At 56.0% G+C, this 12,187-nt stretch carries 9 protein-coding genes and 2 pseudogenes; 6 read left to right on the forward strand and 5 right to left on the reverse strand.

The window, feature by feature from the left end; all coding sequences use genetic code 11:
- The first annotated feature begins 9 nt into the window (after positions 1-9).
- Complete coding sequence (locus BN1125_RS11760; RefSeq protein WP_042012464.1) at positions 10-1,686, forward strand: sensor domain-containing diguanylate cyclase; 1,677 nt, start codon at positions 10-12, stop codon at positions 1,684-1,686.
- Here the strand turns inward: BN1125_RS11760 and BN1125_RS19700 are convergent.
- Complete coding sequence (locus tag BN1125_RS19700) at positions 1,683-1,814, reverse strand: hypothetical protein (protein WP_280136077.1); 132 nt, start codon at positions 1,812-1,814, stop codon at positions 1,683-1,685. The two genes, BN1125_RS11760 and BN1125_RS19700, sit on opposite strands and share 4 nt — an antisense overlap.
- 328 nt (positions 1,815-2,142) lie before the next feature.
- On the opposite strand from BN1125_RS19700, the gene BN1125_RS11765 reads away from it, so the two are divergent.
- The 3 genes from BN1125_RS11765 to BN1125_RS11780 all read left to right on the forward strand — a co-directional run bounded on the left by BN1125_RS11765 (position 2,143) and on the right by BN1125_RS11780 (position 6,395).
- A complete protein-coding gene (locus BN1125_RS11765; protein WP_042012465.1) occupies positions 2,143-2,736 on the forward strand; it encodes an OmpW family outer membrane protein in 594 nt (197 codons plus the stop codon).
- A gap of 231 nt (positions 2,737-2,967) precedes the next feature.
- Positions 2,968-4,947, forward strand: a complete 1,980-nt coding sequence (locus tag BN1125_RS11775) for a methyl-accepting chemotaxis protein (RefSeq protein WP_042012467.1) — start codon at positions 2,968-2,970, stop codon at positions 4,945-4,947.
- Between the two features lie 8 nt (positions 4,948-4,955).
- Complete coding sequence (locus BN1125_RS11780; protein ID WP_042012468.1) at positions 4,956-6,395, forward strand: ABC transporter substrate-binding protein; 1,440 nt, start codon at positions 4,956-4,958, stop codon at positions 6,393-6,395.
- Between the two features lie 72 nt (positions 6,396-6,467).
- Here the strand turns inward: BN1125_RS11780 and BN1125_RS11785 are convergent, their stop codons facing one another.
- A complete protein-coding gene (locus BN1125_RS11785; RefSeq protein WP_042012469.1) occupies positions 6,468-7,268 on the reverse strand; it encodes a GNAT family N-acetyltransferase in 801 nt (266 codons plus the stop codon).
- Positions 7,269-7,597: 329 nt separating this feature from the next.
- On the opposite strand from BN1125_RS11785, the gene metF reads away from it, so the two are divergent.
- Complete coding sequence (gene metF / locus BN1125_RS11790) at positions 7,598-8,488, forward strand: methylenetetrahydrofolate reductase (protein WP_005340191.1); 891 nt, start codon at positions 7,598-7,600, stop codon at positions 8,486-8,488.
- Between the two features lie 69 nt (positions 8,489-8,557).
- On the opposite strand, the pseudogene BN1125_RS19915 reads toward metF, so the two are convergent.
- Both BN1125_RS19915 and BN1125_RS11800 read right to left on the reverse strand, forming a co-directional pair.
- A pseudogene (locus BN1125_RS19915) lies at positions 8,558-9,608 on the reverse strand (DUF3103 family protein).
- Positions 9,509-10,053 (reverse strand): annotated as a pseudogene (locus tag BN1125_RS11800) (benzoate/H(+) symporter BenE family transporter); the annotation flags it as partial. The pseudogenes BN1125_RS11800 and BN1125_RS19915, both read right to left, overlap by 100 nt.
- 120 nt (positions 10,054-10,173) lie before the next feature.
- On the opposite strand from BN1125_RS11800, the gene BN1125_RS11805 reads away from it, so the two are divergent.
- Positions 10,174-10,743, forward strand: a complete 570-nt coding sequence (locus BN1125_RS11805) for a helix-turn-helix domain-containing protein (RefSeq protein ID WP_042012470.1) — start codon at positions 10,174-10,176, stop codon at positions 10,741-10,743.
- Between the two features lie 16 nt (positions 10,744-10,759).
- Here the strand turns inward: BN1125_RS11805 and BN1125_RS11810 are convergent, their stop codons facing one another.
- Complete coding sequence (locus tag BN1125_RS11810) at positions 10,760-11,956, reverse strand: NnrS family protein (RefSeq protein ID WP_042012471.1); 1,197 nt, start codon at positions 11,954-11,956, stop codon at positions 10,760-10,762.
- Between the last annotated feature and the right edge of the window lie 231 nt (positions 11,957-12,187).

The following is a 12,187-nucleotide window of genomic DNA, read 5'->3' on the forward strand; positions in this document are numbered from 1 at the left end:
TATCAGATTATGGCTCAGGCTCCGCGTACGATTGATCATCAGTTGGCTTACTCCATGCTCCCTATCTGGCTGGGCGCTATTTTGCTGTTATTGATCCTGTTAGCGTGGGCCCAGATCCCGGCTGCCACTCGGATTGAAGAGCAGCGCATGAAGGATCACTTGCTGCGAGTGAGCAGAGCGGTGCAGTCCGATGTGGCAGCACTGGATGCTTTTAGTCGGGATTGGGGAATTTGGGATGATAGCCATCGTTTTATGATCGGCAGAAGCCGGGAATATATCGATTCCAACCTGCTCAATGATATGCCGATGCGGGACTTTCGCCTCAATCTGATGAGTTTCATGGATCTCGATGGCTACGAGATCTGGACCCGCACCCTGCTGCCTGATGCGCCCGGCATCAATCCTGATCAGTTTCCCTATTTCCTTGATGATCTGAAAAAGCAGTTGAGAGCCCAATCTGTGGCGCAAGGAGGTATCAACTTGCACGGCATCAGAGCCTCCCAATGGGGACCGCTGATGTACTCGTGGCAGCCGATCAGAGGCAGTGACGACTCTGCCCCCTTCAACGGCTTCTTGCTGGTGGTACGCTGGCTTGATGAAGAGTATCTCAAGCAGGTCTCTGAGCGTACCGCGCTGCCACTGGCTATCTCCGACACCAATCTGAATGTCGCTGCCACCTTCAAACAGCTGAAACCGCAAATGACCTACCGCCTGATCGACCTTGGCCTGACCCGGCTCAGGGGGGAGGTACGTCTGCTTAACAGTGATAACCAGCCCGCATTGACGTTGGTGATTGAGGAAGAGCGACAAGTGTTGGGTAGCGTACTGGAAGGGGCTATCTGGATCTTTATCGGCATGCTGCTGATCAGTTTTGTCTGTGTCATGATCGCCATGTACCGGCTCAACGGCATTGTGCTTACCCCCTTGCAGCAGCTGGTGTCGGCGCTGCAGCGCTTTGGGGATCGACCCGAGGCGGATTTGATCCCCTATATCGATAGCAGTGTCGAGATGGCGACCCTGAGCGGCAAATTCAGGGAGATGGCCAGCAAGGTCACTCGGCAACATGATGATTTATTGGAGCGTTCCAGCCGAATGGAGGTGGCCGCATTCACTGATCCCCTGACTCGCTGCTTCAATCGTCGCTATCTGGATAGCTGGTTGCAGGCCAATTGGGCCCGCCCTTGTCAGCTGCTGTTGCTCGATCTCGATCATTTCAAACGGATCAATGACAAATTTGGCCATGACATCGGTGATTTGGTGTTGAAGCAGCTGGCGGAGCTGCTGCACAAGCTGGTGGTGAGAGATACCGAGCCCGTTATCCGGCTGGGAGGGGAGGAGTTTTTACTACTGTTGCAGGTGAATAATGAACAATCGTTGGTACAGCGTGCCGAATATTTCAGGTTGCGTGTTGTTCAGCACCGTTTTGGTTCGGAAGAGAGGCCGCTATGGTTGACGGTTTCATCGGGATATTGTCGGTATCCCCTGCACCCTGCGTGCCCCGATACATTCTGGAGTCACAGTTTCAAGCTGGCCGATATGGCGCTCTATCAGGCAAAACAGGAGGGGCGCAATCGATGCTGTGGCTATTCGGGGGCTTTGTCTTTTCGGGAGATAATGGAACAGACCCCGGAGCAACTTGTCGAAGGGGATAGCCTTGCATTGCAGCACGCTGTCAGTTCGGATTAGCTCTGTCTGACCAACACCAGATAGGCCAGGGCGACAATAAAACCGAGCAGGATAAAGAGAAAGGAGCCTATTCCCCAAACCGCAGCGAGAAAGGCCCCCACCTTTTGCCATTTCGATTCATTTCTCATAAACAGCCCTTTACCTGTCAATAACTTTCATGGCGCAAAATTACGCCTATTCATCTGACTTAACAACAATTAATCACCAGCAAGTCACTGCATAAGGTGTGGCTTGCATGCCCCTTTGTGCGGCCATATGGCAAACACAATTTACAATAATCGCGTTGCGGTGGCTTGAACACAGGTTCACTAAAGAGGCTTGTGGGTACGGCAAAGGTGTAGCATCAATCGATCTATTTCTGTGTAACTTTTGCTTCAAATCAATAACCTTGCGTTTACATGAGCATATAGTCTGCGGGCTTACAGCATCAAATGAAAACAAAAAAGGAATTATGTGATGAAAAAATTACTTCCTCTGATGGTGGCTGCTGCAGTGACCTCTCCCTTCGCTATGGCCCATCAGGCCGGTGATATTCTGGTTCGTGGTGGTTTGGCTGTAGTGTCTCCGCAAGACAGTGGCAACGACTTTGACATTAATGACAATGCCCAGCTGGGCTTGACATTGACTTATATGGCTACAGATAACTTCGGGGTTGAATTGTTGGCGGCGACGCCGTTCTCTCACTCCGTGAAGCTGGGTGGCACCGAGGTAGCCAAAGTCAAACATCTGCCACCGACTCTGATGGCTCAGTATTACTTTGGTGATGCCCAGAGCAAAGTACGCCCGTATGTCGGGGTCGGCGTTAACTACACCACTTTCTTTGACGAGAAAGGCCGTGGTCCACTGAGCAACAGTGACGTGAGCCTGGATGATTCCTGGGGGGTTGTTGGACAGGTTGGTATCGATATGGCCATCACTGACCGCTGGTTTGTAAACGGTTCAGCCTGGATTATGGATATCGATACAGATGTACACGTAGATGGTGGTCCAGGTATCAAGACCAAGATCGATCCCATGGTATTTATGGTTGGGGCAGGCTACCGCTTCTGATTTGTGATTCTGGCTGCTCCCCTTAACGGGTTGCAGAAGATAGTAAAGTACGTCTCTTTAACAGCCCGGTGCTTGTGCCGGGCTTTTTTGTAGCACTCCCATTTCCGTAAATTGTGATCTGACACCCTAGTAACCAAGAAAATAGTGCTGTTCTGTTTCAGTAATTCGCCGCCCTTGCCGATAGTGACTATGTTCACTTTACCTTCCCCCCCAATGAGCGAGGATGTCTCCATGGGTTTATCTATCGTGCAGCGGATCATCGCCGGATTCGTGTTGATGCTGCTGCTACTGATCCTGCTTGGTGCGATCAGTGCTTTTAAAATCAAGGGCATAAACGACGGTCTCTCTGCCGTATCGGATCGGGCGACCCCGCTGGTAGTGGCTGTTGCAGGTCTCAAGGGGGCGTTGCAGGACAGTAACCGCTGGGTGCTGGTTTACCGCACCAGCGAGGACGCTGCCCAGTTGCCGCAATTGGCCAATCAGTTCAAGGAGCAGCAGAGTCGTTTTGCCCAGTTAAGCCGGGAGATGGAAAGGTTTACCGGTGTTGCGGATGCCAGTGCCAGCTTCCAGCAGGTAGAGAGTGCCACCACCCAATTTTATGGCTTGGCGGATCAGGTGCTGGATCAGCACAGACAGTGGGTCAGTGCGCTGGATCGGCGCCACAAGCTGGAGATAGAATTTATCCGTCTTGAGGATACCTACCAGTGGGCAGCGGATTTGCTGCTGCAACAGACTGCCAGCAAGCGCTCCATGCGCAACAAGGCGGAGCTCATTACCTCTGGTATCGCCCGCGATCTGAAGAATATCCGCCGTGCTGATGCCAAAACTGACCTGAACGAGCTGGAAAAGGTACTGAGCAAGGACATCGAGATGGCCCGCAAGCGGCTCGATCGGGTACTGGTGCCGGATGATGTGAAAGCCCGTTTTGTCTCCAACCTTGATCGGATGCAGGAGCTGGCGCTCGGTGCTCAGGGCTTGCTGGCAACCATGCGTCAGGCCCAACAACTGGAGTTGTCGCTGGCCACGCAAAATCAGCAACTGGATGCCAGTCTGGTCAACAGCCTCAATTTGCTCGATGAGATGGGCAAGTCTGCCGGTGCCATCGCCAGCGATAGCCGGATCAACGCCGATGCGGCGGTCAGCAGTGCCAGCTTCTGGATCCTGGTGGTTGCCGCAATTTCGGCGGTTGCCGCCCTGGTGATCGGCTATACCACGGCGCGCAGCATTCAGCGCCCGTTGCAGATGATCAACAAGGAGCTCGATTACATGGCGGCCGGTGACATGACCCGCCGCATCAACTATCGCAGCAGTTGCGAATTTGGCAGCCTCTCCCGCTCCATCGATACGCTGGCCGGTAAAACTGGCGAGCTGCTCTCCCAGATCAATGCGGGTTCCCGCCATCTGGTGGATGAAGCGAGTCGTGCCGCCGAGATCAGCGAGCGGGCCATGTCCCGGGTGCAGGAGCAGAAGAGCCAGACCGATCAGGTGGCCGCCGCCATAACCGAGCTGGAAGTGAGCGCCACCGAGGTGGCCCGCTCTACCGATGGCTCCAAGCGGGAGGTGGATCTGGCCGATGAAGAGGCGCGCAGTGGTCGCCAGAAAGTGGCCACCACTCGCCGGCTCACCGAGCAGTTGGCTGGTGCCATGGAAGAGGCGGTCGGCATTACCTACAAGCTGGGTGAGTTCAGCAATAACATCGGCAGCATTCTCGATGTGATCCGCAGTATTGCCGAGCAGACCAACCTGCTGGCCTTGAACGCAGCCATCGAAGCGGCCCGTGCTGGCGATGCCGGTCGCGGCTTTGCGGTGGTGGCGGATGAGGTGCGGGCGCTGGCCAATCGCACCCAGACCTCGACCGAAGAGATCCAGGGGATGATTGAGAACCTGCAGAGTTCCAGTAAACATGTGGTTGAAGTGATGGGGCGCAGTCAGGAGCAGACCCAAAGCTGTGTCGAGCAGACTCGCGAGATGGATGTCGCGTTGCAATCCATTGCCGATCGGATGGGGGCCATCAAGTCGATGGCCGATCAGGTGGCCCATGCCGCTCAGGAACAGATCTCTGTCAGTCAGGGGCTCGCTCGTCATATTGCCGGTATTGCCGATGTGGCATACGAAACCGAGCGGGAGGCGCGCGAATCTGCCAGCAGCAGCGAAGTGCTGGCCGATCTGGTCGCCAAACAGCAGCAATTGATCGCACATTTCAAGGTCTAGGAGGGCTTATGTCTAAAAAGTGGATTGGAGCCCTGAGTCTCCTGTTGTGTGGCCAGCTGATGGCCAGCGAGCTGGTGATTGAAAGCTGGCGAGTCGATGACAAGGCATTGTGGGAGCAGAAGATCATCCCGGCGTTTGAAGCGGCGCATCCCGGCATCAAGGTGAGTTTTCATCCGGTGCAGAACGTCAACTACATGCCCACTTTGTGGGAGAGTCTGAAAGGGGGCAAGGCGGGGGATCTCATCACCTGTCGTCCATTTGATGACTCGCTCGCCCTGTTCAAGGCGGGCCATCTGGCCGAACTGACCGAAATGGCGGGGATGGAGAACTTCCCGAGTTTTGCCCAGTCACCCTGGCAGACTGACTCCGGTGCCCAGACCTTCTGTGTGCCGATGGCCTCGGTGATCCATGGCTTCTTCTATAACAAAAAAATCTTCAGTGAGTTGGGGCTCACATTGCCGCAAACCCGTGATCAGTTCTTCGCCGTGCTGGACAAGATCAAGGCCGATGGCCGCTATGTGCCGCTGGCCATGAGCGGTTCAGAGAGCTGGGTTGCCTCCGAGTTGGGCTTCCAGAATATTGGCCCCAACTACTGGAAGGGAGAGGACGGTCGTCTGGCGCTTATCGGCGGGCAGGAGCGGTTTGACAACCCACAATATGTGAAGGTGTTCGACGAGCTGGCCCGTTGGCGTTCCTACCTTGGTGAGGGTGGCGAGAGCCGCGATTATGCGACCAGCAACGAGTTGTTCACCTCGGGTAAGGCTGCCTTCTATGTAGCGGGCTCCTGGGAGATTGCGCCCTTCACCGGCAAGGTCGATTTTGGTGTCATGCGTCCGCCGGTGGCCAAACAGGGGGATGGCTGCTTCTTTACCGATCACACCGATATCGGTATGGGGATGAACCCTGCCAGCAAGAACAAAGAGGGGGCCATGGCCTTCCTGCAGTGGCTGACGACGCCGCAATTTGCCGAGCTCTATACCAACTCGCTGCCGGGATTCTTCTCCCTCTCCAACCACTTCTTCGATGTCACCAATCCGGCGGCCAAAGAGATGATGGAGTGGCGCGATCAGTGTGACTCGACCATTCGGGTGGCGACCCAGATCCTCTCCCGTGGTACGCCCAAGTTGGGGGATGAACTGGCCGAGGTGAGTCAGGCGGTGCTGCTTGGCAAGATGGAGCCCAAGGCTGCCGCGGATCGACTGGAAGGTGGCTTGAAGGGGTGGTATGCCCCTCATCAGGGCAACAAGGCCAAGAGCGCGGATTGTCTGTGTGATGCCGTCACACCTGCTCCTGCTCCGGCGACTGAGGTGTCCACTGCACCCGCGACCAGTGAAACGCCGGCCGTGGTGGCGCCCGCAGAACCGGCAGCAGCCACTGCGCCATTACCAGCGCCATCTGATGAGGTGGAACAGGCGCTCTCCAACGAGCTGGAAGCGCCGCAGCAATAGGTCATCGGCATCAATAAAAACGGGGGGCATCGGTCTCCCGTTTTTTATGGCTCGCGGTAAGTAAGCGTCGCTTTATTGTGCGTCGTGGGGCCAGCGGCAGAGGCTGCCGATGCGGGCAACCGTTGCAAACCCCAGAGAGCGGTAAATGCGCTGGGCATGGTAGTGCTCGTCGGCCACGATGATCAGCTGTTTGGCGCGGGACAATCCTGCGCGAGCCACTTGACTCAGCAACTGGCGGCATAAACCCTTGTTGCGCCACGCCTGGTGAGTGCGCACCAACTGGAAGCGCCCAAGTGCGCCGGAAAAAAAGAGACCACAACTGGCGACCAGTTGCCCCTCTTGCCAGATCCCCCACCAGTCCCCGAGCCCATCGGCAATCATGGCCTGATAGAGCGCCTGACGGGATCGCAGATAGAGGAGATAGCGCTGTTCCGAGTGCCCCTCATCCCGTTCATGGAGTTCGAAAGCGAGCCACTCAGGCCAATCCGCAGTTGTGAAGGTGCGGGCTTGAACTTTGCCCATGTCGCCGTGAGGGGGTGGGCAGCTCTGCTTATCCAGCGCCAATACCACGCACTCCATATATTGGTACCCTGTTGCGACAAAACCGGCGATCCGGCTGTTTTGCCCTGCTGCCAGTGGCCATTGGAAGGTGCGATGGCGCACTCTGGGATCCTTGCCGATCAGCTGATCAAACGCGGTTTCCAGCCAGCCTTTGTCACGGTCGCTGGGCGGGGTGGGGAGTAGCAGGTAGTTACCGAAGTAGTAGTCGGGAGCATCCGGCGTGCGAACTGCCCAGAACTGATCGTGGCGCACGACCTCGCCCTGATAGCGATCGAACAGTAAGTCGGTGGCAAAGCCGGGGTGGCTATCCATGATGGTGCTCCTGCAAAGATTCATTCTGTTATCGGCAGGAGTGAGAAATAGATGAAAATGGGCCGGAGACACCTCCGGCCAAACAATCACACGCAGATTCAGAACGTCCAGGACGATCTGCACCCATCATAACTCGACTGGGGCGATTTTGGGATGGGCACTTTTCGGTTACGTACCGTTAATTTTGTAAATATGACGTTCGTCAGATCGGACGTGAGGTAAATCTCTGTTGACTTTGTATCGTTTTACTCATAAATATAAAGACGTTTGGACGTCCAAACATCCGTTTCGACGTAGGCAGATGGATTGCAGGACAGGGAGAAGAGCAGATGGGATTTCACAGTGCACGTCAGGTTGAAGCGCTCAACCAGAGCTTGGCTGATTTGAATGGCGATATATCGGTCAGTTTCGAGTTTTTTCCGCCCAACAGTGAAGGGATGGAGAATACTCTCTGGCAGTCCATCGAACGACTGAAAGTGCTGGAACCCAAGTTCGTTTCCGTCACCTATGGCGCCAACTCCGGCACTCGTGATCGTACCCACAAGGTGATCAAGGATATCAAGGAGCGCACCGGCCTGATTGCGGCGCCGCACCTGACTTGTATCGATGCCAGTCGCGACGAGCTGCGCACCATCGCCCGCGACTACTGGAACAGCGGTATTCGTCATATCGTGGCTCTGCGCGGTGATTTGCCGCAGGGGTTGGAGAAGCCGGATATGTATGCCACCGACCTGGTTGCCCTGCTCAAGTCGGAGGCTGACTTCGATATCTCGGTTGCCGCCTATCCGGAAGGGCACCCGGAGGCCAAGAGTGCGCAATCCGACCTGCTCAACCTCAAGCGCAAGATTGATGCCGGTGCCAACCGCGCCATCACCCAGTTTTTCTTCGATGTGGAAACTTACTTGCGCTTTCGGGATCGCTGCGCCGCCATCGGCATCGATGCCGAAATCGTGCCGGGGATCCTGCCTGTCTCCAACTACCAGACCCTGGCCAAGTTTGCCGGTTTTACCAACGTGAAGATCCCGCGCTGGATGCATCAGCGTTTCGAGGGACTGGATAACGATCAGATGACCCGCAATCTGGTAGGGGCGAGTATCGCCATTGATCAGGTGCGCGTGCTGAGTCAGGAAGGGGTGAAGGATTTCCATTTCTATACCCTGAACCGCTCCGAGCTGACTTATGCCATCTGCCATACTCTGGGGGTTCGTCCCAAGGGCTGACCAGTGGTCACCGCGATAAAAGTAAAAAGCCAATGAGTTGCTCATTGGCTTTTTCGTTATGGCCGATTATCAAGGTCTGGTCGGGGCGATCTCTTTTGGCTCAAGATCGATAACCGCATTACCGGCAGCCCCCGGATACTGGTGATAGACCTGATCCTGCTCCAGTGTGTAGAAGGTATCCAGATAGTCGTCGTTATTGGTCATCCAGGAATCGGGCAGCGCCTTGACGATGCGACCGCCGAGATCGAGGAAGGGCAGTGCTTCCGGCACGCCACCCGCAGTAAAGCCAAGTTTGAGAGCTTCAATCAGCATGGCGCTCAGCTCCTTGTAGTTGACGTTGTCATCCTGCTCCATCATCACCACGTCGACGGCACCCCAGCGATAGCGATCCCAGTAAACCAGGATCTGGTTGGGGATGTAATCGGTGTTGTCATAGTCGAGGTAGGGCATGTCGACAATATCGACCACAGGCTCATCCCGACTGGGATTGACCCCTGCGACCACCGCATACACTTCGGCTGCGCCGAGCAGCCAAGGCTCCTTATCATCCTTCAATCTGATCTTTTTCAGGATGCTGGTCTTGAGCGGCGCCGTGCTGGCCGCCACTCGCGGGGCGCTTTGCAGATCCGCTGCGCATCACCTTCAAACCTGCGTTCTTGGCTTTGATGGGATCGGCTTCGACCACCAGAACCGGCCGGGCCGGTGCCTTGTCCACATCCATATAGACAGGATTACCGGCGCTATCGAACGCTTCAATGGCGCTCCAGCTCTTCTCATCCCCGCTCGGAATATAGGCGACCAGCGGTTCGACGTCCTGTTGTAGTGCGGCGGCCTGATCGGTGTTGGCCAGCTGCAACTGCATCAGTTGCTTGACCTCGCCGTCCAGTCCTTGCCGCCTGGTTGGCATCGGTCGCCTGCCGTTTAAGGCGTGGACTAGCTTTTTGCAGCAGGTTGGCAGCGGGCTTTGGTATTGCTGGTTGCTTAGCAGGGGCTGCAGGTTTTGCTGCTGAAGTGCGAGCTGGCGAGTTGCCAGTGAAGGGCTGCCAGTTGCAACTCCCCCCGCACACTGCTGATCAGCATTCCCACTCCCAGTGCCGGCATCATGGTATAGCGGGGCCAGAGATGACGCCCCAGCAGGAAGGTCAGCAGCAGGGGATCTTGCGGGGCAGCCTTGAACAGATCCAGCCCGAATCTGATCAGCACGCCAGCGGAGCCGGGATATGCCTCATCAAGCGGTCGAACTAGCCGCTGATACTACTTAGGGTGATCAACAGAGAAGAGATGATAAAGGCACCGGTGGCCTCAGCCAGAGTAAAGTAGCCGAGACTGGTGATCAAGCAGGGCCGCGCCCGGGGTGTACCAGGCGGTCAGTATGGGCATGCGGTAATAGAGAGACCGATACAGCTCATTCCCATGCCGATCCCCAGCGTCCAGAGCCAGGATGCGACTTGGGCAGCATCGGCCCCCGCTGCTGTGGCTGCCTGAATGATCAGGATGACGGAGCTGGTGTAGCCGCCCATCAGGGCGATAAAGCCTGCGACCAGATGGGGGAGGGCGAAGGGCATGGGTTTTTCCTCTTGGCGTTGTAACGTGCTGTGCGTTATTACGTACAATCTGGTTTTGACTATATCTTTGTGCGCTATAGCGCACAGGTCGCATCATGCAAGAGTAATAAAGAGGCAGTTATGCAAGAGATGAGTCAGCATTTGGCCGCTCGACTGAAGGGGCTGCGTAGCGAGCGGCGCTGGAGTTTGGATGCGGCTGCCCGTGAAACGGGTGTCAGCAAGGCGATGCTGGGACAGATTGAAAGAGGGGAGTCCAGCCCGACGGTGGCGACCTTGTGGAAGATTGCTACCGGGTTTCGTGTCTCGTTTTCCAGTTTTATCGAGCCCACACCTGCCATCAAGGAAGCGGTGCTTTATCGTGCCGCTGATGCTATTCGCCAGCAGCCAGCTGGGGAGGGCATGCAAGTGGCGCCGCTGTTCCCCTATGAAAAGCGGTTTGGTTTCGAATTGCTGGAGCTGAGCCTGTTGCCTGGCTATCAGCGTGAATCCGATCCCCATGAGCCGGGAGTGACCGAGCACGTCATCGTCATCAGTGGCGTGATGGAGGTGCTGGTGGAAGGGGAGTGGCGCTCACTGGCGCAAGGGGAGGCGGTGCGTTTTGCTGCCGACCGCCCCCACGGTTACCGCAATCTGGGCATTGCTCCGGCGATGTTTCACAACCTCATCCATTATCCGGTAGCCACTCCCTGAACAGGGTTTGCAGAGATCAGCCAGGTCGACCATCTGCTCTGGGGCTGGTCAGTATCGGGGCATAGACCCAGACAAACAGGCCATAGGCAGCGATCCAGGCAAGCGCGCTGAGGCTCCAACCATGCATGGTATAGGCAGGCCACAGCAGCGGAATCGCCACCCGCATTGTGGCGGCAGCGATAACCAGGGCGAATGCGCCAGTGATCCTGCGTCCTACCTGCAAGGCCCGACCGCTATGGCCGAGAGAGACTCGTGCAATCATGCCCAGAATCATGGTCCCCATGCAGCCTGCGCTTAGCAGGTGGCTGGCCATCGACAACGTGATGGGCAGACCCGCGCTATGTGCCGCAAGGGCGAGCAGGCCAAGAGGAATAAACAGATAGGCGAGATGGAGTGACCACAGCAGTGGATGCGCAAGGGTTGATGGCAGATGCCAACGCAGTTGTCGCCATAAATGTAAACTCGCCGCCACTATATATAGAGGCACTATATATATGCTGGTGATCCATAGGGTGGGGAGCAGCAGCCAGCACAGCAAGATAAGCCACAGTGTCGCGAGCGCCGCCCGTTCCAGCCAGAGCTGAGGTGCGGTTTTCTCCTGACCGGTTGCCCGGGCGGTGAAGAACGGAATCACCCTTCCTCCCATCACGGCGATCAGGGTGGTAAACAACAGCACAGTTGTGATCAGCAGATGCTCAACGATGTTCCACGCTGCATGCCATAACCAGCTGGCGCCGTTGAGCAGGGTCAGTATCAGTAGCAGGGGGACGAAGAAGAGGTTACGCCATTGCCGGGTTATCAGGATCGGTTTGGCAAGGAACCAGGCGCAAAGCGGCAGCCAGAGCAGGTCTGCCACCATCAGGAGCGTATTCCCCTCACCCAGCCAAGGTAACAACGTCCTTGGCAACATCCACAACCCCACCACCAACGCCAATGGCCAGCTCCGAACACCGGGATGGGCAGTCCAGTTCTGCACCGCGGTGAGCAAAAAACCTGCGACGATGGCAGCACCGAAACCAAACAGCATCTCATGACCATGCCACCAGATGGGGTTGCTGATCCCGGGTAGGTTGAACCAACCGTTGAGTTGCCCCAGCCAGCCCAGCATTGCTAATGTCGAGAACAAGGCTCCTAGCAAGAAAAAAGGGCGGAATCCAAGGCGAAAGAGGGGCATGACTTGCTCCTCTTTGCGGCTATCCAGGATCTGATACATAGGGGATGAACCTTTATTAAACATTTGAGATGCCAATTATAAATTAACTTTTCAAATATTCAATTGTGGCTGGCAACCGTTAATCCGAGGTTGTGCTTGTAAAACCTTGTTGTCGTATGGCCTCAGATCCACTGTTATTGCCGGTTAAATATGCTGATTGGTGGCTTTATGAGCGAACGAACAGCGAAAGCCATCTTTTTGCAATTATCTGCTTGCCAGAAAGAATCTGTT

The sequence above is a fragment of the Aeromonas fluvialis genome (genome assembly GCF_000819885.1).
Lineage (GTDB): Bacteria > Pseudomonadota > Gammaproteobacteria > Enterobacterales > Aeromonadaceae > Aeromonas > Aeromonas fluvialis.

Bases quoted from the DNA above. Each gene is read 5' to 3' on its own strand.
- BN1125_RS11760 (WP_042012464.1), top strand. From the start codon at position 10: ATGGCTCAGGCTCCGCGTACGATTGATCATCAGTTGGCTTACTCCATG.
- BN1125_RS19700 (WP_280136077.1), bottom strand. From the start codon at position 1,814: ATGAGAAATGAATCGAAATGGCAAAAGGTGGGGGCCTTTCTCGCTGCG.
- BN1125_RS11765 (WP_042012465.1), top strand. From the start codon at position 2,143: ATGAAAAAATTACTTCCTCTGATGGTGGCTGCTGCAGTGACCTCTCCC.
- BN1125_RS11775 (WP_042012467.1), top strand. From the start codon at position 2,968: ATGGGTTTATCTATCGTGCAGCGGATCATCGCCGGATTCGTGTTGATG.
- BN1125_RS11780 (WP_042012468.1), top strand. From the start codon at position 4,956: ATGTCTAAAAAGTGGATTGGAGCCCTGAGTCTCCTGTTGTGTGGCCAG.
- BN1125_RS11785 (WP_042012469.1), bottom strand. From the start codon at position 7,268: ATGGATAGCCACCCCGGCTTTGCCACCGACTTACTGTTCGATCGCTAT.
- metF (WP_005340191.1), top strand. From the start codon at position 7,598: ATGGGATTTCACAGTGCACGTCAGGTTGAAGCGCTCAACCAGAGCTTG.
- BN1125_RS11805 (WP_042012470.1), top strand. From the start codon at position 10,174: ATGCAAGAGATGAGTCAGCATTTGGCCGCTCGACTGAAGGGGCTGCGT.
- BN1125_RS11810 (WP_042012471.1), bottom strand. From the start codon at position 11,956: ATGTATCAGATCCTGGATAGCCGCAAAGAGGAGCAAGTCATGCCCCTC.